The organism is Mucilaginibacter xinganensis (assembly GCF_002257585.1).
Classification (GTDB): Bacteria; Bacteroidota; Bacteroidia; order Sphingobacteriales; family Sphingobacteriaceae; genus Mucilaginibacter; species Mucilaginibacter xinganensis.
The window spans coordinates 1,942,296-1,966,350 of record NZ_CP022743.1 but is presented as its reverse complement, the minus strand read 5'-3'; the positions used below and the strand labels follow the sequence as shown (position 1 = coordinate 1,966,350).

The window sequence follows — 24,055 nt, the reverse complement described above, 5'->3', positions numbered from 1 at the left end:
CCCTTTTGTGAAAAATTCAGATTGTAAATTTTTTATCGCTGATAATCAACTATTTAAATATTAAATACTATTCAATTAGTACAAATACTAATTCAATAGTTGCAATACTAATAAATTAGTATCAACTTTACGAAAAAAAAATGTTGTTATGCAAAAACTGGCTAAAAGAGAAGAACAAATAATGCAGGCCGTATGGCAGTTGGAAAATGCTTTTATAAAAGAGATTATCCAGGAAATGCCCGATCCGAAACCTCATTATAACACAATTGCTACCATGGTTAAGATTTTGGAAGACAAAGGATTTTTGGGACATGAAATAATTGGCAACATTTTTCGCTATTACCCGGTCATATCAAAAGACACTTATCAAAAACACGCCATGAAAGATATTGTGAGCCAATATTTTGATAATTCGTATCCAAGTATGCTTGCGTTTTTTGCCAAAGAGCAAAAGATCACTGAAGAAGAATTAAATGAAATTGTAAACCTAATAAAATCACAAAAAAAATGATCCCTTATATTCTGCAAGTAGCATTGCTCCTAACGGTTAGTATTTTGTTTTATAAGATATTGCTGCAAAGAGAAACCTTTTATCAATTAAACCGACTGGTGCTGGTATGTTGTTTGGCATTATCATTCGGTGTTCCATTTATTCCAATACCGCAGCAGTGGGCGTTACGGAGCAGCGAAAGGCCAGTGGGTGTATATAACCAACCGGTTGTGTTACCCCAACCGGTTGCCGTGCAATCGCAAGGTGCGGCAGCAGCCCTGCAAGCTGTAAAATCTATAGCTGTGCCGGCACCTACCGATAAATCAAAGGTTGCTGTTAAAACTACACCTCCCCCATCCGTTGCCGAACCCCAGGTTCCGTTTATACAAAAAATGGCAAAATGGTTGTTTTATTTATACTGGATAGGCGTTGTTGCCTTTGGTTTAAACCTGCTATTGCAACTGGTTGTGCTGCTGTATCAAGCCTATACAAAGCCGGTTATAAAAGACGGCAAGTTCAGGATTATTGAACTTACCGGCGATAAAGCGCCCTGTTCCTTCGGCAACAACATATTTATAAACCCTGAAAAGTACGACTGGGATACATACAGCCAGATCCTGCTGCACGAGAAGGTTCACATACAGCAAGGGCACAGCTTTGATATTTTACTGGCCGAACTGGTGCTGGTATTGCAATGGTTTAATCCATTTGCCTGGCTTTACCGCAGCGAGCTAGAAAACAACCTGGAGTTTTTAACCGATGATGCCGTACTGGGGCATAAAGAAATTGAACGCGAAAGCTACCAGATGAGCCTTTTGAAAGTTTCTGCACCTCATTTATCGTTAGGCATTACAACAAACTATAACCAATCATTATTAAAAAAACGCATTGTTATGATGAACGCTAAAAAATCAAACATCCATATTATGTGGAAATACTTTTTCCTTGTGCCACTGCTGGGGGTGTTAGCCTGCGCTGTTAACAACCCTGTGGCATACAGCCAGGTTACCAAAGTAAAAGCAAAAAGCCTACGGCAAAATCATTACAATATAGACCGGTCTGCAGGCGTATGGTTTGCCACTATTAAAAACGAAAAGGTAAATATTGAGTTCAAAAGTGATGACGATGATCACAACTGGTCTAACAGTTCCGGCTTTTTGCTCAGTGAATTTCCCGCTTTGCCAAAGGATCAAAAAGGAGATTTTACCTTAAAGCGAGAAGCTGGTTCGGTTTTATTTAATGGCAAATTTGAAGGTAATGAGGGTTATGGACACTACAAATTTACTGTAGATAAAACCTTTACCGAATATTTGAAACAGGAGGGCGTTGCCGAAATGGACAATGATGATGATTTATTTGCCTTTTTTATGGTGAATGTAACAAAAGAATACGTAACAATGCTGAAAAGGAACGGATATAAGAATCTCTCAAAAAACAATCTGATCTCAATGGCTGCACTTAAGGTTGATGAGCCCTACGTTAAAATGTGGAAAGCAAATGGCTTTGCTGACCTGAGCCCAAACCAACTGGTGTCAGGTAAAGCCATGCATATTGACAACGCTTATGTAAGCGAAATTCGCAAAGCGGGTTACAATAATATTTCGTTTAATGAACTCATTAGTTTTAAAGCCCAGCATATTACCGGCGACTATATAAACGGATTAAAGAAAGCAAAACCAAAGGACGGTAAAAGCACAGGCGAAGAAAGCTTACCGTCGGCTAACGAGATTTCGAGCTACAAAGCCATGAATATCGATTCTGATTTTGTAAGGTCGTTTGCAGCTATCGGTTACAAAAATATACCCTATAACCAGCTCACCAGTTTAAAGGCGATGAATATTACACCGGCATTTGTTAAAGGATTGAGGGATCTGGGCTATACTAACCTCACCATAAACAACCTTACCTCGTTAAAAGCATTGGGCATTACCGGTGATTACGTAAAATCATTTGAAGCTATAGGTTACAAGAATCTAAGTGTGAACAATCTTACAACCTTAAGATCATTGGGAATAACGCCGGAATTTGTAAAAAGCTACGAGCCGTTCAACTTTGGCCAGTTAAGCGTGAATAATTTATCAACGCTGAAATCATTGGATATAACGCCGGAATACATTAAGGGATTTACAGCCATGGGATATAAAAACCTTACAGTAAATAACCTAAGCTCCTTAAAAGCATTAGGTGTTACCGGCGATTATATAAAAAGCTTTGAAGCTGTTGGTTATAAAAACATCCCCGTTAACCAACTGAGCTCGCTAAAAGCCCTAAGCATCTCGCCTGATTTTGTTAAAGGATTTAAAGAACTGGGCTTTGAAGACGTATCTATAAACGAATTATCATCATGCAAGGCAACCGGTGTTACGCCGGCATACATAACCGAAATGAGGGGTAAAGGGTTTAACTCAAAGGACCTCAGGAAATATGTACAACTAAAAACAGCTTTCAGCAATTAAACCCTCACTTATCATGAAAAAAAATATTTTAACTTTTTTAGCTGTCGTTGTTCTAATGGCAGCATTTTCTGGCAACTCGTTCTCGCAGCAAAAGGCAAAGGCTGAAAAAGATGAGGATGATGAAATTAGCGGCGGTTTTTACAGCAACCACACGCCGGGCACATGGGATGCTGTAATCAAAGGCGACCAGGTAAATATCCCGTTTTATGGCGCACACTGGAGCTTCGGCAGAAATTTCCCTGTAACTGAACTTGGAACCCTGCCTGTGGGAAAAACCGGAACTTTCACACTTACCCGGGAAGCGGGAAAGATGACTTTTAGAGGAGTTTTTGAAAGTGGTTTCGGGCATGGCAGCTACATCTTTGAGGAAAATACCACTTTCAAAAACGATTTAGCAGCGCGCGGATATAAAGGCCTTGATAAACAGTTGATGATCGATATCTTTTTTACTGATATCAACAGAGGTTATTTCGATTATATGAAAGCCAATGGGTATGCAGAAATTACAAATAGCCAGCTAAAAGACCTGGCCGAGCAAAACCTTAACCATAAAGTACTGGCCGACTATTTTGAACTTTTTAAAACTGAGGGCTACGGGCACCAACCGATAGACAAGATAGTGGAGCTGCGGGAGCATGGCGTTAATGCGGGCTTTGTGAATAGCGTTCATCAGATAGGCTTTAAGAAAATCCCGCTTGACCAGGCGCTGGAGCTTCGCGATCACGGCGTTAATGCCGAGTTTATTGGCGAATTTAAGAAAATGGGATATGGGAGTATTTCGCTTGAAAAAGCGCAGGACTTGAGGGATCATGGTGTGAGCGTTAAATATATCAGCAGCCTCCAAAACATGGGTTACAAAAACGTTACGCTTGACAGAGCCCAGGATTTGAGGGATCATGGTGTAAGCCCCGAGTTTATTAACAGCATTCAAAACATGGGCTATAAAAACATTACGCTGGAAAAAGCGCAGGAGCTAAAAGATCATGGTGTGAGCCCCGAATTTATTAAAGGCGTGCAGTCACAGGGATTTAAAGAGCTTTCGCTTGATCAGGCGCAGGAACTTAAGGACCATGGTGTAACAGTTGCCTACATTCAAAAAACAAAAGCGAAAGGGCTCAGCAATATCCGCACGCTTGATGACTATATCAAGCTAAAAGAAACCGGGTTTTAATCTAAAAGCATTTCCACTACTATAAAAGCAAATTGGGCCAGCCCCGGTTTGCTTTTGTATTGAAATATAATTATGCCATCCGTCAACAGTAAAAAACTCTATTTTTATCACAAATTAAGGTGATATGTTTTTTATTCTCTCTAAGGTACTGTTGATTTTTATTTTACCATTTACGTGGGTAGTCGCTTTTTTGCTTGCAGCGTTGATAGTAAAGAAACCGCTGCTTAAGCGCCGTTTTTTTATAACTTCTGCGGCGTTGCTATTCATATTTTCCAACCCATTCTTATTTAACAGATTTGCTAACAGTTGGGATATTAAGCCCGTACCGCTAACAAAACCTGTATATAGTTGTGCGATAGTTTTAGGAGGATTTTCCGGCGGTGATGCAAACGGGAACGGTTTTTTTAACGGATCAGCCGATCGGTTTATCCAGGGTCTGAAATTAATCACAACCGGCAAAGTATCACATATCCTTATTTCGGGTGGAAATGGATTTTTAATGCCGGGTGTTTTTAGAGAAAGTGCATGGGTTAAAACCCAACTACAGCAATTAAAAGTTCCGGACAGCTGCATAATAGTTGAGGACAAGAGCCGCAATACAATTGAAAACGCTGCTTTTTCAAAGGTGCTGTTAGCTCAAAAGCACCTGTCTCCACCCTATTTACTAGTGACTTCAGCTTTTCACATGCGCAGATCATTAGGCATTTTTGAAAAACAAAAAACTGAGGTTATCCCTTATCCATGCAATTTTTTAGTTTCGAAGGCTGATTTTTCGTTAGATGAGTTTATCCCGAGTTCCGAACCGTTGTACCGCTGGGAGTTTTATATCAAAGAAGTAGTTGGCACCGCAGTAAATTATTTTAAATAGCAACATGGGCTTATACCTGTTATTTAACTAATTTGCCCCTTTAAAAATCATTGTTCATCCATATATTACAAAATGACTTATTGCTTAGGAATAAAGGTTAAGGAAGGCTTACTTGCCATTGCAGATACGCGCATTACTTCAGGAACAGATACAACTATAAAAAAGAAAATCACGATAGAACAAAAGGATAAATTTTCGCTTTTTATTATGACCAGCGGATTGCGGTCTGTAAGAGATAAGGCGCTTATTTATTTTAATGAATTGCTGGAAACCAATGAATATAATAAGTTATATAAGGCGGTTAACGCTTTTGGCGAACAGGTTAAAAGGGTGGCCAACGAAGATAAGGCAGCGCTTGAAAAGGCAGGTTTTAAGTTTGACCTGAATACAATTATTGGCGGGCAGCTTGCGGATGATGAGGAACATAAGCTGTTCCTTTTATACCCCGAAGGCAACTGGGTTGAGCTGGGACAGGGAGCCCCCTACGTCGTAATTGGTAATTCGGGCCATGGAAAAGCGATATTGAACCGAATTCTTGATGAAAATTCCAGTTTAAAGCTGTCTCTAAAAACCGGGTTTTTATCTTTTGATTCAACAAGGGTAAGTTCAAACAATGTTGACTTTCCTATAGATGTTGCGCTTTACCGCAAAGACAGTTTTCATATTATTGAAAAAAGATATGAAAAAAAGGACCTTGAATATATTTCAACACAATGGGCCGAAGAACTAAAAACTGCCCTTGAAAATATATCGGAGGACTGGATGGATGATGCATTTAATAAGTTAGATTAGTTGGACGACGTTAGCGTTGCATTAGTTAAACGCAGCCGGTGACAAAATCCCCCAAATTTAATAACGTTTAACCCATAAAAACACTGTTTTCACAACGCTTACAATCACAGTATGAAATTGAATGTACTTACTGAAATGGAATATACCGCTGCGTCGGCAGGTACATTGATACTAAATATCCATGCACTGCGAACGCCGCGGCAAACAGTAATTAGTGAAGAATTTGTAATAGATCCTTATATTAAGGTGGAAGAACTGGTATCGCAACAGAGTGACAACCGCGTCTTTAGGTTCGAAATTGCCGAAAACTCATCTATAAAAGTATCCTATAAGGCGACGATTGATAATTACTGCGAAGTGAAGGATTACACCAACCTGGTTGAGATCCCAATTGCGCAGATGGACAGTACTATTTTACCTTATTTATATCCGAGCCGCTATTGCCAAAGCGATAAGTTGTACCGCCTTGCTAACAACCTGTTTGGTCATATTATGAACCCTTTTGAAAAGGTGATGAACCTTACCGGATGGATCAATAAAAATGTACAATACCTGAGCGGATCAACCAACGCACAAACCTCTGCTTATGATACCGTTACGCAACAGCAGGGTGTGTGCCGGGATTTTGCCCATTTAGGCATCGCGCTATGCCGGGCGCTTACCATTCCGGCACGCTACTTTACAGGATATGCTTACCAGCTACAACCGGCAGATTTCCACGCCTGCTTTGAGGCATACCTGGGTAATGACTGGGTTTTGTTTGACGCCACCGGCCTGGTGCCGCTTAATGGGTTAATTAAAATTGCCTCAGGCCGTGATGCGGCAGATACTGCGATAGCCAATATTTTCGGTAATGTTAATTTTACTTCGATGCTGGTAAGCTGCGAATTGGCCGAAGACGGATTTACGCCATTTTATTACCATCCAACCCAACTACGGGGGCTCACTTATTTATAAGCACCAAGGCATTTAACAGTAATTAAAAAAAAGTTTTTAAACGACTACCAGGTAATTAGACGTCGCGGGCAGATTCGAACTGCCGTGTGGGGTTTTGCAGACTCCAGCCTATCCTCTCGGTCACGCGACTTTTTAAAAAAAAACTATTTAATCACTTATCAGAGGACCGGAGGAACTGGATAACCTATCTTTCTCCGCAGGGCGGAGCAGGAGTTAGCACCTTTTATCGAGTCTATAGTCTTGAGTTTACAATCTTAAGTCTTTATTAAAATTTGCTGTTTTAATTTTTTTTGACTCGGGACTCATGACTTTAGACTTTGCTCTAAATACAGGTTGCTAAGACTTCACAGGGCCTTTTCCCTCAGTCTTTCTGGATAAGCGAAAATAAAGAACGATTTGATGATGCAAACATACGTATTAATTCTATAAATCCTATAGACATTATATAATATATTAAATTAATTTATAAATAACTTAAAATCAAACAGATAATTTTAAAAAAAAGTTTCAGGCGGGTTTAACGGGGCTACCTGTCCAGTCGGTACCCGGCGATAAACGTTCACCCTTCATCACCAAAGACAACGCTTCTATGTTGGTATCGTCTCCAAGTTCGCTGTCATACAAAATAATAGTACCTGCACCAATACTGCTCCTTGCCCCTATTTTCACGGAGCCAACTTTCATCACCCTGTCTTCAAACAGATGCGTTTGCGGGCCGCAGTCGGCGTTCAAAGCGGCATCGTCACAAATCGTAACCATATCAAATTCGGTAATGTCGGTAGTATTCATAAACACCCGTTTGCCCATTTTAACCCCAAGCAGGCGCATTAATAGCGGTAGCCAGGGTGTACCCTGAAGGTATTCCAATAAAAAGGGAATAGACAGCGCCTCGTATGTAGACGTGATAGCCTCGCTTCGCCATACCGCCCAGCTCCACATTGGCCTTTGTTTGGGCTTATACTTTCCAATAAAGCACCATTTTAATAAAACAGTAATCAGGAAAGCAGGGATACCCATAAAAAACAGGTAATAAAACGGAAAATACAGGATGATCTTCCACAAAGGCTCGTCAACCACCAGGTCGTGCCCGTAGGCTATAAACAAGATGGAGCAGCAAATAATGGTGCTCTCCGGCAGTATGATCCTTATGAATTCAACAAATCCCCTCGCAATTTTACGGAGCGGTTTAGGGTGAATAGTTAACTCAGGGGGGAAAGGGTTACTCTCCTGCCTGCGCGGCAATGGTATTGCCGGTGAACCAAACCAATCCTTTGCTTCGCTTGCTGCCATTTGCTGCTGATCCGGAGGGGTTGATAGCACACCTATCAGCATATTGCCATTTAAATGATACCCCTGCGGGATCAGCGCGCTGTTACCCACAAAGCTATTACTGTCAATAATCGTTTTATCAAGAATCAGCTGCTGTGCACGAACATCAGCTTCGCCAAGCGTAACTGCATCAGCAACAAAAGCGCCATCGCCAATTTCAAGCAACTGGTGCGTAACACTGCTTGCGGTTGATATCTCTGTATCCCTCCCAATTTTAGCACCCAACGCCCTGAAAAAGCCGGCGACGTAAATTGTTGCATAAATGGGGTGCAAAACAATAAGGCTTAATGACATCAACTGGTCAATAAACCACTTACGCACATAAAACATGCTATAAATTGAATATTTGCCCGGCTTTATATTCCTTTGTAATAAACGGGTCAGTAAAATGGTCTCAGCTGCAAACAAGGCAATATAAACTATAGCGAGCAATGGCGCATTCACCAGGTAGGTAAAATCATAGTCGCCGGCGGCGTTATCCAGCTTATTTATGGCAATAATGGTTGGCAGCAAAGGCAGCAGGATAATGAACGGGAAGATCATGATAAACATCGTGAAGATCAGCTTATACTTGCGGCGCGTAAAATTTGATACAGGTAAGGGATGCGGCAACTCATCAATACTCTTTTTTTCTTTAAACTGCGCAGGGCTCCCCTGCCATACTTCACCCACGGCTATTGTTTTGCCTGGCTGCAGACAGCTCAGATCCTGTAACTCACTCCATGGCTCCATTACGCTTCCCCCTGATATAATGGCACTGCTACCGATATAAGCATGGTCGCCAAGGGTTATGGTGCGGAGTTTTAACATACCATCTTCAACAAAGGCGTTGTTCAAATTGGTTTGCGAACTTATACTTACATCGCTGCCAATGGTTATCAAATCCTCGGCCCCGAAAGCAAAATCACTAATCTGTGCATCAGCGGCTATTTTAACGCCCAGTAAACGCAGGTACACCGGGTATAACGGGGTTCCGTTTAAAAACTGGGCCGGCAATAAGCGCTGCATTGTTTTTACCAGCCACCACCTGAAATAGTAGCTACCCCAAAGCGGATAGTCGCCCGCTTTCATTTTTCCTATGATAAGCCATTTGCTGGCTAAACACACCACTGTAAAAATGGGCGGGATCAGCGAGAATAACAGCAATGAAGTAATGATGGAATAAAGTACATTGCCCGTTTCCTGGTCAACATAATAATACCCCAGGTATGGAATAAAGATCTGGAAAGCAAAAAGGCCATAAATAACCAGCAAGGCAATAGTTTGTGCCAACCAGCAGGCGATATGTCTTAGCAGGGGAATCTTGTTAAAAACCCGTTTAGGCTTATTGCTTTCTTCCTGTTTTGCACTCCAAACTTCAATCAGATTGCTAACCGGCCTGTTGATGTAAACATCCTTAAGCGATGCATTAGGTAATCCGGCATCGCGCCTTAACTGTGATACAAAACCGGCCGCCAGTAAAGAATGGCCGCCAAGATCGGTAAAGAAATCCATTGACGGATCAATCGTTCTGTTGGGGAAGATCCGGTGCAGGACGCTTAAAATCCTGTCTGCCACCGGGGCATTGAGGTCCAGTGTTCCCGATCCGCCTTCGTCGGCTGATAACAGCGGTGGCACCGGCAGTGCTTTACGATTGATCTTCCCGCTTGGCATCCGCGGCATTTCTGGCAGCACCATTATGGTTGACGGAACCATATAGGAAGGCAGCCCTTTTGAAAGTTCCATCCGGAAAACACCTTCATCAATACAGGCAAGGCCTTCCGTAACTACATAACCAACCAAATGCTCGGTACCGGCAAAATCCTTTTTTACAGCTACCGCTGCGGAGCGCACCCCGGCAATTTCATTCAACTTTGTTTCAATCTCGCCAAGTTCAATCCTGTAGCCGCGAAGTTTTATCTGGTCGTCAATACGCCCTTGCATATCAACGGTACCGTTTTCATTGATTATAGCAATATCGCCCGTGCGATAAACCGTGTCGCCGGGCATTTCAGTTAGCGATGATGGTTTTGGTACAAATTTCTCCCTGGTAAGCTGTGGCAATTTAACATAACCGTTGGCCACTCCCGGCCCCGTTATCACTAATTCGCCAGCTTCGCCAACGGGTACCAGGTTCAAACCTTCGTCAACAACTGCCAGGTTATAGTTAGGTAACGGCTGCCCTATTACTATATGATCATGCGGGCCCAGCTGCGCCATGGTTGCGGTAACGGTAGTTTCTGTAGGGCCATAACTGTTAAAAAAACGCATCCCTTCTTTTGACCATTTGGCCAGTACCTGAGGGGTGCAGGCTTCACCGCCGGCATTAACCAGTCTTAAGAGCGGCAAACTATCGTCCATAACCGCAAGTAGGCTCGGCACGGCATGCAATACCGTAATATTTTCTTTTTTTAGCGTATAGCTTAACTCATCAATTGCTTTTGAGGTAGTGTTGTCGGCAACCCACAAAGTAGCGCCGGCAAAATAGCTGATCCAGGTTTCTTCGCACCACATGTCAAACGAAACTGAAAAACCCTGGTAAACTTTATCATTGGCATTAATTTGCAAAATGGTTTGCTCTGACCGCACCAGGTGGCAGATCTGTGCGTGAGTAATAGGAATGCCTTTCGGTTTACCCGTACTACCAGAGGTATACAGCACGTAAGCAAAATCTGTAGGCAACGGTCCGGTAACCTGGCTCATGTTAATCGTTTCCCGGTTTTCCGCAACTGGTTTTTCGGGTATGGTGAGCATTTCGCAGGCCACGTTTAGTTGTTGCAGGCTAAAACAAGCCGAGGCACCAACTTCCTGCATTATTACCTCAACCCGTTCTGCGGGAATCTCCCTGTCAACCGGCACGTAGGCAGCCCCTGCTTTAACTATCCCCAATATAATGGTGTGCAGTTCCAGGCCCCGCTGCCACCAAACGCCCACACTATGCCCCCGTCCTATCCCTTTTTTTGAAAGATATAAAGCAACTTCGTTGCTCCAATGATCCAGCTCTCCATAGGTTAACGAGTCATCATGAAAGGTCAGGGCTTTTTTGTTTGAGAATTCAATTGCCGAAGTCTTGAATAAGGCCGGTAATGTTTCTTCTTTGATAAGGTCGGGGCGGTGAGCACCGAGGATAATACTTAAATGGTTCATATAAAGGGGGTATTCCAAAGCATGAGCGGATGCGCCGTCAATACTCAATAGTAAACAATGTTTACAGCATTTTGATGAAATAAATATGAAATAGTTTAACCATATATTTACAATAAAAAACAGGTTGATATAATAGTTGTTAAAGCAGGTATATGAGCACAGTAGCCGAAGTTAAAAAGTTCCGTTTATTCCCATTTATAACCAGTTTATTTATTACCCTGGCCATTGGTTTTGTAGCCTCATTATTTACAAGGCCTCAAATTGCGGGGTGGTACAGCACCCTTAATAAACCATCGTTCAACCCGCCGGCATGGTTGTTTGCCCCGGTTTGGACTGCCTTATATATTATGATAGCCATTGCGGCCTACCTGGTTTGGCAGCGCAGGGATGGATCTGTTAGCTATAAAACAGCAGCAACTATCTATGCTGTGCAATTACTGCTAAATTTCTCATGGTCGATAGTTTTTTTTGGGTTGCACGGCATTTTACCTGCCGTGTTTGTTATCCTGCTGATGTGGGCGGCCATTATACTAAACATAAGATGGTTTGCTAAATTCAGTAAAATTGCTGCATGGTTGCTTGTACCTTATTTGCTTTGGGTAAGCTTTGCAAGCCTGCTTAATTTAAGTATTTATTTGCTTAACCAATAGCTTAAAATGCTACTTTTATACCACAAAACTGCTTTATGATAATGAAGAAATTATTACTTATTTTTTTCCTGCTGGCCATTTCAGCACACTTCACTTTTGCTGATACAATTGCTATCAATCATTTTGTAATTAAAGAAAATCCCTTTGCGAAAAATGAAGTTGCGGTAATAGCCACTGATACCGCTAACGTGATACAGGAAAATGTTACTGGGCTGTTTACTTTTACCATGAACGGTTTTGAGGAGCAGCTAAAGTTTGACAAGGGTACAGCCTTTTATCGCCACAAGATTGACAAATCGACCTTTATATATGCCCGGCACCGAAACGATAAGGGAACACACAGTATTCTATATTATATTTATAAGCACGATGATAAGTTAAGCCCTTTTCACATAAGCTGGGTATTGCTGCTCGCTATTCCATGCGGGCTGGTTTTACTGGCCTACATGTTTAAAAGGTTCATAATTATTGCCATCATCATCTTCTGCATTTTTATGTACTTTAATTACCATAATAACTTAAGCATTCCAACATTTTTTCAAAGCATAATTGACGGGTTGAAAGGGATATTTTAGCCTGTCAGGCATCAGGATAAAATAAAAAAAGCCGCCCGGTACGACCCGAACGACCCATTTGAAAAGAAAACTTTTTTATGCTGTAAAACCCTGTTATTAAGCAGGATTTTGTATTTATCCAGTCGGTTAATCAGGCTGCTATTTGCTGGCTTGTGCGTGCTGTTTTATTTTTGGCCTGCATCATTCTAAAGTTCTCCAGATCTTTTTCAAGAAGTAACTTCAGTTCAATATCAAGTGCCTTTAAAAGGATGTTTGTTTTGGTTGATGTTATGTTTTTCATGGTGGTAATTTTAGTTTGTTACCTCATTTATATAAATATGATGCCATAATCTCTAAAACTTAAACTATTTCTAAAATTAATTAAATATCATATAATGATAATTTAATAAGTGTATTGTTTAGTATGCAGAAAGCATATTTTTGGCGGCATTAACAAACTATTACCTGTTAATTGAGGTAAATACCGTAGTTATTCAGCTTTAAACACCGGCGCCGGGAATGCAAATTTGAGTTTTACGGTAAAACAAACTATTGTTCTGCCTGTATTATCAACATCAATTAAAAAAGCAATGATCAACCCGCTGCAGATTAGCCTTGTGCAAACAGATGGCACAGAAAGAAAAATTATAATTGAACCTGTTTTAGAAAAAAACGAAAAAGGATTACATCCTAACGGCACTTACAAGATCTATAAAGATTCTTTTGGTGACGAATCGGCGTTATTTACGGAACCCCTTGAAACAACCATTACAAATAATGTCCTCCCTGATGATGATAATCCTGATTATTTAGGGAAGATCGTTTTCGATGATCAGTCTGCGTGGATATACACCGGCGATCTGCTCAGCCCGGAGGAACAAACTCAGGCTGCAGGTTTTATAGCCAAAGCTTAACTTGCCGCTCCGGCCAATCATACGCTATTTAACTTTATAAAATACAGGCAATTGTTTCTTAAGTGCCGTCCTGATTATTTTAGGGTTACGCCTCACAGCCGCCTGCCCGTTAATCGCACCGGATGAACCACTGCCTGCAATGGTGGTAACTATCCCGGCCTGGGTTATTTTACGAATCATATTATTGTTCGAGTCAGCCACATACACGTTCCCGGCGGCATCAACCGCTAATCCGGCCGGTCCGTTGAATGAGGCTTTTGCTGCGGCACCATCAACAGCGCCGGCGGTACCATTGCCCGCAAAGGTGGTAACAACGCCTGCGGGCGTTATTTTACGCACCAGGTTATTGATCCCATCAGCCACATAAACATTGCCGGAAGCATCAACAGCCAAACTATTGGGGAAATAAAAAGTAGCCGAGCTGCCTGTACCATTTGCCGAACCGGCGTTACCGCTTCCTGCAAAGGTGTTTATTAGCCCTGAAGGCGTTACTATGAGTATATTATTGTTAATGTAATTAGCAACGTAAACATTTCCCGATGCATCCGCAGCTACCCCGGTAGGGTTATTGAAGATTCCTCCCTGGCTTACATCCGTCCCGTTTCCTGCAAGAGTACTCACAGTTCCGTTAGGTGTAACTTTACGGATAAGGTTATTACCTGCATCAGCCACATAAACGTTACCCGCAGCATCAAGGGAGATACCTTCGGGATGAAAAAATGAAGCAGTGGTGTCGGGTCCGTCGGCAAAACCTGTGCTATCACTTCCGGCCAGCGAGCTTACTGTTCCCGCCGGGGTAATTTTGCGGATGCGGTCATTTCCTGCATCACCAACATAAACATTGCCTGCTGCATCAACAGCTATACCCGTAGGCTGGTTAAAAGCAGCCAGCGTGCCCGGGGCGTTGATGTACCCCTGTGAACCGTTTCCCGCCAATGTGCTCACCACTCCGGCGGCGGTAATCTTGCGAATCAGGTTATTGCCGTAATCGGCTACATAAATATTACCCCCGGCATCAACAGCTACGCCGGCGGGGCTGTAAAACGATGGCAGGGTATCCACAACAACGCCTCCTCCATTTCCTGACGTATCGGGCTTGCTATGCGTAGTAGTATCAGCAACCTGGCGGTTGGGAATAAGCTCGCGTTTGCAGGCGACAAAAAAGCCGGCTATCATCAACAATAAAAAGATATTAAGCTGGTGTTTAGAGGACCCAAATTTCATTGATATAAATGTAGGGAATTTGTTCATTATTTATCAGCTCAATTACCCTCAAACAACCCTACTGATCAATAATGCAGCTGTGCAGCCTGTATTTGATTTTACGCACCTATTGATTTGGAAAGAGTTAACGCTGAAAAAGAGACCAATTTTATAGCGCCCCACCGCAGGCATCGCTTTTTGTACAGTTGTTGCCCGGTTAAAATGGCATTCCAATGCCGAAGTTAAGTTGCATAAAGTTATAAGTGTCGCCGCTATTGGCAATTTTGTAGTTATTTTTAAATGATCCGGCGTTAAAAAGCTCATTGAAGTGCCGTACCAACACCCATGAATCGGAACCCGTAAACTGCGGATCCTTAAATTTAAATGCTGCATCCAGCCTGAATACAAAGAATGCAAGATCGAACCGTAAACCTGTACCAATATCCATAGCAGTTGATGGTAAAATATTATTCAGCCTGAATTCAACGTCCGGTTGGTCCGCTTGTCTTTTCAGTCGCCACACGTTACCGGCATCAATAAAAACAGCTCCTTTTAATTTTGCACCAAAAAAGTTATCGGCGAGCTTATAACGATATTCTGCATTGGCAATAATTTTAATTTCTCCAAATTCATCAAGATATTTCAACTTGCTGCGCAGTAAATCACCGCTGGAAGGGTGATCGCTGTCAGGTCCGGGTGCACCGTAAAAGGTAGCACGGTTAAATTTACCCGGGCCAAGCGTACGCGGCAACCATGCCCGCATATCATTGGCGCCACCTGCATAAAATTCTTTCTCAAAAATCCAGTGCTGATCATCGCTGTTGCCATAAGGGATGCCGAAGCCTGGGTTTATGCGAAATATAAACTGGCGCTCGCCTCCAAGTGTTTTGTAAATACGGAGGTCAACCTCAGTTTTACCATATTGTGCAAACGGATAACCCAAAAAGGTTCTCTTACCTGCTGTGTCACGTTTAGTATTGAGCACTTTACTCAGCAGACTTAAGCTGTTACCACCAACATCCAGGCTTCCCCTAAAATAAATAAAGTTCTTATATGAGTTTAATTCAATAGCATTATATTGAAAAGTATATTGGCTGCCCGAAGTAAAGATGGTGCGCCCTATGAGGTAACTATAGGCATAAAGGTTTTTTTTCAGCAATTCAACCTGCGCTGCAGGATCAATAGTGCCCCTGGAAAACTCAATATCAATGGGTGTTATAGTATGTAGTTTACGCCCGGTTTCAAAAAAATCGTATGTTATGGAGTTAATAAAACTTTGACGCGATACCAGTCCCTTTTGATAAAAAAGCTGGTAGTTGGTTGAAAACGTGGTATGAGGCACACCATACTTACCCGGTAAGGGAAAATCAAACGGGGCTATTATACGCGGATAAATAAGATTCGCACCAATACGAAGATCCTGGTTTTGCACTGCCGCCTGGTTTATGGTATTGTTATTATTGTCAAACAAAACGCTCCAGTTAGTTTTTATTTGCAGGATAGCCGCATTGTTAAATACGTTTCTGTCAGTAAAAGTATTCCCGAGATTGTAGCCAAAACGACCGCCGTTAAACAGAAATTCGCCCTCAACCCTGTCGCTAAACTGTTTAAGCGGCGTTATATCAATTTTCGTATCGAGCCGGTTGGTACTATCGGGCAACTTTGTATAGGTTGGGTTGGGCACGTTTCGGAACACATTTAGCTCTGATAAACGCGAGGTCGTCAATGTTTGCTGGTCGATATTATAGATCTGCCCTTTTTTCTGAAAAATATAATCGGTAACGGCATGCGGATTAAACCTGCCGGAAAAATCTACAAACCTAAACTGGGAATCAACCTGTATAGTATCAGCCTTACCAACTGCACGCCCATTACTCTTAGCCACGGTTACCAGGGTATTGTTAATAGTGTAAACAGGATGAGAAGCACGGCCTGCAGGGTTATCAATAGTCATTTTAATATCAACAACGCTGCTACGGAACGTTGAATCATATTCAAAATTGATATACTGCCGGTAAAAATCGTAATAGCCGTTACGTTTCATTATCTGGTAAAACTCATCCCTGTCAAAAGCGAGGCTATCGGTATCAAACCTTCCACCGGGTTGAACGTGCGAAAAGCGGGGGCGATTAACGCGGTAAAGATCCTGTACTTTTTTATCTGCTATGCTATCCTGCAGCTTCCGGATCCTGAACAGGGGCCCTTCCACCGCCGAAAATAACAGTGTGGCCTTTTTCTTTTTTATAATAATGGAATCTGCAACTTTCGCTTTTAAATAACCCTTATTCTGTAAAAAGCGCTCAATCTGCACACGGGAAAACTCAACAAGGTTACTATCAAGTATAGCAGGTGCTTCGCCTATGTCGCGCTTGCCATTTTTGCTGAACAGGTAATAAAATTGCAGGTTTATAACATTATTGGGTTGCTGCTCTTTATCAACATATAAAACAGCCGCATCAGCAAACTCTTTATCAACCCCCTTAATGGTTATTTTACGTACCAAAGCCTCGTTATCCTTAAGCCTGCGCGTTAAACTGCATCCGCTCCCTATAAAGAGCAGCAAAATACTTAATATTGCAAGGCGGTAACCATTAGGTTTTATATATGCTCTCAAAGTCTCAAATCAGTTTACTAAAATCACTCCAGCACAAAAACGAACGTAAAGAAAACGGCCTGTTTTTGGTTGAAGGATACAAATCGGTTATTGAATTCATTAATTCTTCCTACAAAATTGAAGGTATTTATCATACAGCTTCATTTGAGCCAAAAATGCTCAATTTATCCCAAAAAATAAACTTATATAATATTTCTGTTACAGATATTGAAAAAATAAGCAGTTTAAAAACTCCGCAGGAAGTTATCGCTCTTGTCAAAATACCGGTTCACCCACCGCTTAATAACCAAAAGCTTAAACAAAAGTTCTCATTAGTTTTAGATGGCATTCAAGATCCCGGCAACATGGGTACCATCATCCGTACCGCCGACTGGTTTGGTATCGATAACATCATCTGCTCAAACGATACAGTTGATGCTTACAACCCAAAAGTTGTACAGGCAAGCATGGGGTCGCTATCACGCATTAATGTATACTATGCTAATATAGCCGAAGTTTTGCCGCAAATTGGACTGCCTGTTTTTGGAGCTATGCTAAATGGCGAAAGCATTTACAAAACGCGTTTTGGAACTGAGGGATTGATAGTAATGGGCAACGAAGGCAAGGGCTTAAGGCCTGATATTGAGCGCTTAATAAGCAAGGCGGTAACCATACCACGCACCGGAAAAGCTGAATCCCTTAACGTTGGGATAGCTACTGCATTATTTTGTTCAGAAATAAGCAGAAATAAACTTGGCAGCCAATAAATAATTACTATTTTTGCAACCTTGAAATTTTGGTCGGGTGGCCGAGTGGCTAGGCAGAGGTCTGCAAAACCTTTTACAGCGGTTCGAATCCGCTCCCGACCTCGAAGGATTTAAAAACATTAAAATAATACCATCATGGGCGTTACTCGTTTAAAAAGAAAAGATAGGAAAAACAAAACTACTTCACGTTTAGAAGTACAATTTTTGAAGCTGGCTACAAACCTTGAACCAGGAAGCCGCAGCGCTGAAAAGAAAGACAGCCAGATCGCAAAAAACAATGCAGCTTTATTGATTGCAGCAGGTAAATAATCTCTCTTTTTAAGGGAAAACTATTTATTTTGAATAATATTTAAGATCCTGTTGGTGTAAACCGATGGGATTTTTTGTGGGATAAAAGCTGATAAGCGGAAACACGAAACATCGCATCCCTGCCGGATTTACATCGAAATTATCCTTTTATTTATCCGCCCGATCAATGCCGGTCCCTCGTAAATAAACCCGGTGTACAACTGCACCAATGCTGCTCCCGCATTCAGTTTCTCAATAGCATCCTCTGCAGAATGAATGCCTCCCACTCCTATAATAGGGAATGCTCCGTTTGATTTTCTGTGCAAATAACTGATCACCTCGGTTGAGCGTTTGCTTAATGGCACACCGCTTAACCCACCGGTTTCATTCTTCAATTCATCGCTTGATGCTAACCCCTTCCTGCTGATGGTAGTATTGGTTGCTATAATTCCTGCAATGCCGGTTTGCTGTACTATTTCAATAATATCGTCCAGCTGCTCATCAGTTAAGTCTGGGGCTATTTTTAATAGAATGGGCCTGCTGATGCCATTTTTCGAGTTCCGTTTTTGCAGGGTATTTAACAGATCCATCAACGGTTCCTTTTCCTGCAGGGCACGCAAACCTGGTGTATTGGGCGAACTCACATTCACCACGAAATAATCAACCACATCAAACAAACGGTCAAAACATTTGATGTAATCACTTACCGCTTCCTCATTAGGTGTAACTTTGTTTTTGCCGATGTTTCCACCAATGATCAATTCTTTTTGGCCCGCTTTGGTTTTGCGGAAAGCCGCCAGGCGTTCGGCAACCACATCAACACCCAGGTTATTGAACCCCATACGGTTTATTAGCCCGCCATCTTCAGGCAGCCTGAACATCCTCGGCTTTGGGTTACCCGGTTGCGGTAACGGGGTAACTGTACCTACTTCAACAAAGCCAAAACCCAGGTTAGCCATTTCACCCATCAGTTCGCCGTTTTTATCAAACCCCGCTGCAAGGCCAACAGGGTTTGTAAACCTGAGACCAAACACTTCCCGCTCCAGCTTTGGGCTCTTGACGTTCCAGATAGCCCTGCTCAAAGCAGCACCACCGGGAAAGCGGTTCAATCGCTTTAAATTAGCTGTTACCACGTAATGGATCTTTTCAGGATCGAACTTAAAAAGAATGGGTTTGAGTAGAGAATACATGAGTGCGAAGGTAAGCGTTTTGGAGGAAGTGCAAAAACAGGAAAGTCAGTAAACTCCGGGAGATAACTACAGTCTGTTCCGCGGAACAGTGTGCACGCGGGAAACATTTGGAACAAAAATTGGCCGATGGAACAATGTGGAACAGGTGGAACAACCGGAACAAAACTCCTTCTTTCGGACTGCCTGTCTTTACTGACTTTCGGATTTCACACATGTAACAAATTACAGATATTTTCAGCCTTGTTAAATGATTATCTATATTAGCGATAACTAATGATTATGCATCCGGCCACAAAACGGTGAACCATCAACCATAAACTGCTTACAAACCATCAATTATGAAGTCAAACAACTCCCGCCGAGGTTTTATAAAGACAGCCGCCGTTGGCACACTTGCATCAATGGCATTATCCCTGCCGCAAATTGCTGCTGCGGCCGTTGCCGAAAATGGTATTAAGAAGGTCAGTATTGACAAAAATGATATTATCCTTTTCCAGGGCGACTCCATTACCGACTGGGGCCGCGACCATAGCAAAACAATCCCGAACGATACCGGCAGCCTTGGCAGCGGCTATGTTCTGCTGGCGTCGGGCCAGTTGCTGATCAAATATCCGCAATACAACCTGCAGATCTATAACAAAGGAATCAGTGGTAACAAAGTTTACCAGTTAGCAGAACGCTGGGATACAGATGCCCTTAACCTGAAACCAACTGTATTAAGCATCCATATTGGCGTAAATGATTTTTGGCACACAATAACCAATGGTTATACAGGTACCATTCAAAACTACATTGCCGATTACCACACTTTGCTCGACCGTACCCGGAAAGCGCTGCCGGAGGTGAAATTTGTGATCTGCGAGCCGTTTGCTGTAAAAGGAGTTAAAGCAGTTGATGATAAGTGGTATCCCACCTTTAACCTTTTCCGGAAAGCGGCAAAGGATATCGCAAATGAGTACAACACAGCTTTTGTGCCGTACCAGGCTGCTTTTGATAAAGCGCTTGAACTTGCCCCCGGCAATTACTGGACCTTAGATGGCGTACATCCCAGCATAGCAGGCGAAGCCTTGATGGCCAAAACGTGGATGGAGATAGTTAATTAGAGATTAGAGACCAGAAATTAGTGCTAAAAATCTAGAACATGAAGGACTTTGCGGTAGATAATTACTTTAAATGTCTCGTTTGCCTTGAACTTTTACGGCTTTCCGACAAAAACCTAACCTCTAAACTCTAATCTCTAGCCTCAAAATCGTATCTTTGCGCGCAAATGATAGCTATAAATAACCTTACGTTCGAGATTGGTGCGCGCGCCCTATATGATGAAGCTAACTGGCATATAAAACCGGGAGAAAAAATTGGCCTTATCGGCGCCAATGGGACCGGGAAAACCACCCTTCTTAAAATCATTGTAGGCGACTATAAACCTACTTCAGGTACCATATCAATGGCTAAGGACCTTACTTTGGGCTATCTTAACCAGGATCTGCTATCCTATTCATCTGATAAAAACATACTACATGTAGCCATGGAGGCCTTTGAACGCCAAAACCAGCTGCATGATGAAATTGAAAAGATACTTCAAAAGCTTGAAACCGATTACAGTGAAGACCTGCTGCACAAACTTAGCGACAAACAACATGAGTTTGAAGCGCTTGACGGTTATAACATTGAGTACAAAGCACACGAAATTTTAGCCGGTTTAGGCTTTACCGAAGCTGATACCCACCGCAAGCTAAGCACCTTCTCGGGTGGATGGCGCATGCGCGTTATGCTGGCCAAGATCCTGCTGCAGGCACCTGATATCCTTTTACTGGATGAGCCTACCAACCACCTTGACTTACCATCAATTGTATGGCTGGAAGATTATTTAAAAGCATTTGACGGTGCTATCGTTATCGTATCGCATGACAGGTGGTTTTTGGACAAGGTAATTAATCGTACAGTTGAGTCGCGTAAGGGTAAGCTTACTGTTTATGCGGGCAATTATACTTTTTACCTGGAAGAAAAAGCGCAGCGCGAGGAAATTCAACGCGGCGAATTTAAAAACCAGCAATCAAAAATAAAGCAGGAAGAGCGTTTAATTGAGCGCTTCCGCGCCAAAGCTTCAAAAGCAAAAATGGCGCAGTCACGTATTAAAATGCTGGATAAAATGGAACGGGTTGACGATGTGGATGATGATAATCCATCGGTAAACTTCGCTTTCCGTTTTTCAAAGCAATCCGGCAGGCACGTAGTAACGCTGGATAATATTGTGAAAAAATACCCCGGTCTTGACATTTTAACCGGTGCAGAGGCTGTAATAGAAAAAGGCGACAAAATTGCTTTGATAGGTGCCAACGGTAAAGGTAAATCAACATTGCTGCGTATTATTGCAGGTGCCGACCATGATTTTACCGGCAAGGCAGAAACAGGCCACAATGTGTCGCAAACGTTTTTTGCACAGCACCAGTTGGAAGCTTTGCATTTGGAAAATACCGCATTGCAGGAACTGCAGTCATTCGCTCCAAAACATACGGAAACAGAACTGCGTACCATATTGGGCTCGTTCCTGTTCACCGGCGACGATGTATTTAAAAAGATCAAGGTATTATCGGGTGGTGAAAAATCACGCGTGGCTTTAGCCAAAGCATTAACCGCTGATGCTAACTTCCTGGTACTGGATGAGCCTACCAACCACCTTGATATTGCATCGGTAAATATATTGATCCAGGCATTGCAGCAGTTCGAAGGAACTTTCATCGTAGTATCGCACGACAGGTATTTCCTTGACAACATCGCGAACAAGATCTGGTTTATTGAAGATCAGCAGATTAAGCAGTACCCGGGCACCTATGCCGAGTTTGATATTTGGTTTGCTAAACGTAAACTGGAGCCTAAGGCAGCTATTCCTGTACCTCAACCAAAAAAAGAGGAGAAGAAAGAAGTGGCACCCGTTAAACAGCAACCATCTGAAAACAAACACCAGCAGCTTAAAAAGCTAAATCAGGATTTGGGCAAAATGGAAGAGCAGATTGCTGAGCTTGAGAAAACGGTAAAGAGCCTGGAGGCGCAATTGGCTGATGAAAAGCTGTATAACGATGTGGTGAAGATGAAAGAGATCAACCTCAACTACGATAAGAAGAAAATGGAGCTTGGTCATATCCAATTAAAATGGGAGGCATTGGCCGAGCAAATAATGGAGCTGGAAGCATAATTTGATTTCGGAATTCGAATATTTGATTTCGGATTTATTTATAATTTAGAAGACAAAAATCACTCTTTTAAATTATAACCTTGCGGGGAATAAAGCAATTGCAAGCTATGCATGGTAGTGTTTGTGTACTTATATACCTTCGACATGCTAGGGTCGCAAAAACATAATGTATAATGAACCATAACCTATTGATAAACATTATGCGCAAGAAATACGAATGGTTTAAAAGCATCGTGCTTATCCTGCTCTCCGTATCTGCCTTAACAACCTTTGCCCAGCCCTACACCGACAGCGTTTACCGCCACGAAATAAAAAGCGTTGAGTTTTACAATTCAACGAAAAAGGCTTCTTTTCCGTTGATCAACTTAAACTCCGGCGAAACGGTTACGTTAGGTTTTGACAACCTTGCAGGTGGCACACTTAATTATCATTATACCATTGAGCATTGCGACGCGGAATGGAACCCGTCAAATATCTCAACCGCGGAGTATTTAAAAAACTACAATGACGACCGCATATTAAACTATAGCTACTCTATCGCGACTGTACAAAAATACACCCATTACGAGCTTACACTGCCAAATGAGAACATAGCACCCAAGATACCGGGCAACTATATCTTAAAGGTGTATGATGACAGCGACCCAACCAAACTGGTGCTAACCCGCAAATTATATGTACTGGGCCCGAAGATTAATATAGCTGCTGAAATAGTACCTTCCAGTGATAATGCTACCCGGCAAACTAATCAAAAAGTAAACTTTACCCTCGACTACGGAAGCCTGCGGGTGCAGAACCCAAACCGGGATGTGCGCACGCTGTTGATGCAGAATAACCGGGTTGAAACTGCAATTATGAATAATCAGCCTACTTATATCCGTGGCACACAGCTTATTTACAGCGATGTGAATATCAATAATTTCGCGGCTGGTAACGAGTTCAGGCACTTTGACACCCGCACGTTGAAGCTAAACTCACAGAATATTTTGCACATCTACCGCGATACGGCAAATACGGTAATGATGCTGACTGACCCTGACAGAAACAAGGCTAATTACACGCTGGAATATGACCTGGACGGCAACTATTACATCCTGAACCAAGACGGAACCGACCCGCGAATTGATGCTGATTATGCCCACATGATCTTCAGCCTTTCCACCGCAAGGCAGCCAAATACCGGCACGCCTTACATTGTTGGGCGGTTTAATGATTATAAGCTGGACGAAAACAGTAAAATGACCTTCAATACTACCGACAATAAATATTTTAACACCCTGTTTTTAAAGCAGGGCGTGTACGATTATACTTTTGTTTGGGTCGATAAAAATGGCAAAGCTGACAACAATGCTTTGGAAGGCAGTTATTTTGAAACCGAAAACGATTACCAGGTTTTAGTTTACTACCGCCCGGCGGGTGCACGCTGGGAAGAACTGGTGGGTTTTAGGCTGCTGAACTCAACAAAGAAATAAAAACGGGTCTTTTCTTCAAAATTCGAATTTTCCGGAAAACTT

19 protein-coding genes, 1 tRNA gene and 1 riboswitch are annotated in these 24,055 nt (G+C 42.3%); of the genes, 15 read left to right on the top strand and 5 right to left on the bottom strand.

What is annotated here, in order from left to right; genetic code table 11:
- Positions 1–148: 148 nt before the first annotated feature.
- The 6 genes from MuYL_RS08525 to MuYL_RS08500 all read left to right on the top strand — a co-directional run bounded on the left by MuYL_RS08525 (position 149) and on the right by MuYL_RS08500 (position 6,734).
- Positions 149–511 (top strand): BlaI/MecI/CopY family transcriptional regulator, encoded by a 363-nt coding sequence (locus tag MuYL_RS08525; RefSeq protein ID WP_094570132.1) that lies wholly within the window; start codon positions 149–151, stop codon positions 509–511.
- Positions 508–2,946: a M56 family metallopeptidase gene (locus MuYL_RS08520; RefSeq protein ID WP_094570131.1), complete on the top strand. Its 2,439-nt coding sequence runs from the start codon at positions 508–510 to the stop codon at positions 2,944–2,946. The genes MuYL_RS08525 and MuYL_RS08520 overlap by 4 nt, the downstream gene beginning before the upstream one ends.
- 13 nt (positions 2,947–2,959) lie before the next feature.
- Positions 2,960–4,117 (top strand): hypothetical protein, encoded by a 1,158-nt coding sequence (locus MuYL_RS08515; RefSeq protein WP_157740703.1) that lies wholly within the window; start codon positions 2,960–2,962, stop codon positions 4,115–4,117.
- A 124-nt stretch (positions 4,118–4,241) separates the two neighbouring features.
- Positions 4,242–4,985, top strand: coding sequence for a YdcF family protein (locus MuYL_RS08510; RefSeq protein ID WP_094570129.1), 744 nt, complete (start codon positions 4,242–4,244; stop codon positions 4,983–4,985).
- Positions 4,986–5,057: 72 nt separating this feature from the next.
- The gene (locus MuYL_RS08505; protein ID WP_094570128.1) at positions 5,058–5,777 is read left to right on the top strand and encodes a peptidase; all 720 of its coding nucleotides are present in this window, start codon (positions 5,058–5,060) and stop codon (positions 5,775–5,777) included.
- A gap of 111 nt (positions 5,778–5,888) precedes the next feature.
- Positions 5,889–6,734, top strand: a complete 846-nt coding sequence (locus MuYL_RS08500) for a transglutaminase-like domain-containing protein (RefSeq protein ID WP_094570127.1) — start codon at positions 5,889–5,891, stop codon at positions 6,732–6,734.
- 181 nt (positions 6,735–6,915) lie between these two features.
- A riboswitch (SAM riboswitch) is annotated at positions 6,916–7,115 on the bottom strand.
- A 126-nt stretch (positions 7,116–7,241) separates the two neighbouring features.
- On the opposite strand, the gene MuYL_RS08495 is transcribed toward MuYL_RS08500, so the two are convergent.
- On the bottom strand, positions 7,242–11,189 hold the full coding sequence (locus MuYL_RS08495; RefSeq protein ID WP_094570126.1) for a Pls/PosA family non-ribosomal peptide synthetase: 3,948 nt from the start codon (positions 11,187–11,189) through the stop codon (positions 7,242–7,244).
- 152 nt (positions 11,190–11,341) lie between these two features.
- On the opposite strand from MuYL_RS08495, the gene MuYL_RS08490 reads away from it, so the two are divergent.
- On the top strand, positions 11,342–11,839 hold the full coding sequence (locus MuYL_RS08490) for a TspO/MBR family protein (RefSeq protein ID WP_094570125.1): 498 nt from the start codon (positions 11,342–11,344) through the stop codon (positions 11,837–11,839).
- Positions 11,840–11,880: 41 nt separating this feature from the next.
- Positions 11,881–12,414, top strand: coding sequence for a hypothetical protein (locus MuYL_RS08485; RefSeq protein WP_094570124.1), 534 nt, complete (start codon positions 11,881–11,883; stop codon positions 12,412–12,414).
- A gap of 130 nt (positions 12,415–12,544) precedes the next feature.
- Here MuYL_RS08485 and MuYL_RS23130 read toward each other — a convergent pair whose 3' ends face one another.
- Positions 12,545–12,694, bottom strand: a complete 150-nt coding sequence (locus MuYL_RS23130) for a hypothetical protein (protein WP_157740701.1) — start codon at positions 12,692–12,694, stop codon at positions 12,545–12,547.
- Positions 12,695–12,983: 289 nt separating this feature from the next.
- On the opposite strand from MuYL_RS23130, the gene MuYL_RS08480 reads away from it, so the two are divergent.
- Positions 12,984–13,307: a hypothetical protein gene (locus MuYL_RS08480; protein ID WP_094570123.1), complete on the top strand. Its 324-nt coding sequence runs from the start codon at positions 12,984–12,986 to the stop codon at positions 13,305–13,307.
- Positions 13,308–13,331: 24 nt separating this feature from the next.
- Here MuYL_RS08480 and MuYL_RS08475 read toward each other — a convergent pair whose 3' ends face one another.
- Positions 13,332–14,531: an NHL repeat-containing protein gene (locus tag MuYL_RS08475; protein WP_170309735.1), complete on the bottom strand. Its 1,200-nt coding sequence runs from the start codon at positions 14,529–14,531 to the stop codon at positions 13,332–13,334.
- Positions 14,532–14,727: 196 nt separating this feature from the next.
- Positions 14,728–17,124: a translocation and assembly module lipoprotein TamL gene (gene tamL, locus MuYL_RS08470; RefSeq protein WP_094570121.1), complete on the bottom strand. Its 2,397-nt coding sequence runs from the start codon at positions 17,122–17,124 to the stop codon at positions 14,728–14,730.
- Here tamL and MuYL_RS08465 point away from each other — a divergent pair.
- From MuYL_RS08465 to MuYL_RS08455, 3 genes are all read left to right on the top strand, one after another.
- Positions 17,115–17,870 carry a TrmH family RNA methyltransferase gene (locus MuYL_RS08465; protein ID WP_094570120.1) on the top strand — a complete coding sequence of 252 codons (756 nt, stop codon included), beginning with the start codon at positions 17,115–17,117 and terminating at the stop codon, positions 17,868–17,870. The two genes, tamL and MuYL_RS08465, sit on opposite strands and share 10 nt — an antisense overlap.
- Before the next feature lie 31 nt (positions 17,871–17,901).
- Positions 17,902–17,972, top strand: a tRNA-Cys gene (locus tag MuYL_RS08460).
- Between the two features lie 33 nt (positions 17,973–18,005).
- On the top strand, positions 18,006–18,179 hold the full coding sequence (locus MuYL_RS08455; protein ID WP_073405483.1) for a spore protein: 174 nt from the start codon (positions 18,006–18,008) through the stop codon (positions 18,177–18,179).
- Positions 18,180–18,307: 128 nt separating this feature from the next.
- Here the strand turns inward: MuYL_RS08455 and MuYL_RS08450 are convergent, their stop codons facing one another.
- Positions 18,308–19,348 (bottom strand): quinone-dependent dihydroorotate dehydrogenase, encoded by a 1,041-nt coding sequence (locus tag MuYL_RS08450; RefSeq protein ID WP_094570119.1) that lies wholly within the window; start codon positions 19,346–19,348, stop codon positions 18,308–18,310.
- Positions 19,349–19,686: 338 nt separating this feature from the next.
- Here MuYL_RS08450 and MuYL_RS08445 point away from each other — a divergent pair, with 338 nt between their 5' ends.
- From MuYL_RS08445 to MuYL_RS08435, 3 genes are all read left to right on the top strand, one after another.
- Positions 19,687–20,451, top strand: a complete 765-nt coding sequence (locus MuYL_RS08445; protein WP_094570118.1) for an SGNH/GDSL hydrolase family protein — start codon at positions 19,687–19,689, stop codon at positions 20,449–20,451.
- Positions 20,452–20,615: 164 nt separating this feature from the next.
- Positions 20,616–22,541, top strand: a complete 1,926-nt coding sequence (locus MuYL_RS08440) for an ABC-F family ATP-binding cassette domain-containing protein (protein WP_094570117.1) — start codon at positions 20,616–20,618, stop codon at positions 22,539–22,541.
- A gap of 200 nt (positions 22,542–22,741) precedes the next feature.
- Positions 22,742–24,013: a type IX secretion system plug protein gene (locus tag MuYL_RS08435; protein ID WP_157740699.1), complete on the top strand. Its 1,272-nt coding sequence runs from the start codon at positions 22,742–22,744 to the stop codon at positions 24,011–24,013.
- Positions 24,014–24,055: the final 42 nt, after the last annotated feature.

What these genes read in the sequence shown, in the direction of transcription:
- MuYL_RS08465 (WP_094570120.1), top strand. Translation starts at nt 17,115, where the DNA reads ATGCTCTCAAAGTCTCAAATCAGTTTACTAAAATCACTCCAGCACAAA.
- MuYL_RS08495 (WP_094570126.1), bottom strand. Translation starts at nt 11,189, where the DNA reads ATGAACCATTTAAGTATTATCCTCGGTGCTCACCGCCCCGACCTTATC.
- MuYL_RS08450 (WP_094570119.1), bottom strand. Translation starts at nt 19,348, where the DNA reads ATGTATTCTCTACTCAAACCCATTCTTTTTAAGTTCGATCCTGAAAAG.
- MuYL_RS23130 (WP_157740701.1), bottom strand. Translation starts at nt 12,694, where the DNA reads ATGAAAAACATAACATCAACCAAAACAAACATCCTTTTAAAGGCACTT.
- MuYL_RS08525 (WP_094570132.1), top strand. Translation starts at nt 149, where the DNA reads ATGCAAAAACTGGCTAAAAGAGAAGAACAAATAATGCAGGCCGTATGG.
- MuYL_RS08435 (WP_157740699.1), top strand. Translation starts at nt 22,742, where the DNA reads ATGCGCAAGAAATACGAATGGTTTAAAAGCATCGTGCTTATCCTGCTC.
- MuYL_RS08475 (WP_170309735.1), bottom strand. Translation starts at nt 14,531, where the DNA reads ATGAAATTTGGGTCCTCTAAACACCAGCTTAATATCTTTTTATTGTTG.
- MuYL_RS08520 (WP_094570131.1), top strand. Translation starts at nt 508, where the DNA reads ATGATCCCTTATATTCTGCAAGTAGCATTGCTCCTAACGGTTAGTATT.
- MuYL_RS08490 (WP_094570125.1), top strand. Translation starts at nt 11,342, where the DNA reads ATGAGCACAGTAGCCGAAGTTAAAAAGTTCCGTTTATTCCCATTTATA.
- MuYL_RS08440 (WP_094570117.1), top strand. Translation starts at nt 20,616, where the DNA reads ATGATAGCTATAAATAACCTTACGTTCGAGATTGGTGCGCGCGCCCTA.
- MuYL_RS08505 (WP_094570128.1), top strand. Translation starts at nt 5,058, where the DNA reads ATGACTTATTGCTTAGGAATAAAGGTTAAGGAAGGCTTACTTGCCATT.
- MuYL_RS08510 (WP_094570129.1), top strand. Translation starts at nt 4,242, where the DNA reads ATGTTTTTTATTCTCTCTAAGGTACTGTTGATTTTTATTTTACCATTT.
- MuYL_RS08445 (WP_094570118.1), top strand. Translation starts at nt 19,687, where the DNA reads ATGAAGTCAAACAACTCCCGCCGAGGTTTTATAAAGACAGCCGCCGTT.
- MuYL_RS08500 (WP_094570127.1), top strand. Translation starts at nt 5,889, where the DNA reads ATGAAATTGAATGTACTTACTGAAATGGAATATACCGCTGCGTCGGCA.
- MuYL_RS08455 (WP_073405483.1), top strand. Translation starts at nt 18,006, where the DNA reads ATGGGCGTTACTCGTTTAAAAAGAAAAGATAGGAAAAACAAAACTACT.
- MuYL_RS08485 (WP_094570124.1), top strand. Translation starts at nt 11,881, where the DNA reads ATGAAGAAATTATTACTTATTTTTTTCCTGCTGGCCATTTCAGCACAC.
- MuYL_RS08515 (WP_157740703.1), top strand. Translation starts at nt 2,960, where the DNA reads ATGAAAAAAAATATTTTAACTTTTTTAGCTGTCGTTGTTCTAATGGCA.
- MuYL_RS08480 (WP_094570123.1), top strand. Translation starts at nt 12,984, where the DNA reads ATGATCAACCCGCTGCAGATTAGCCTTGTGCAAACAGATGGCACAGAA.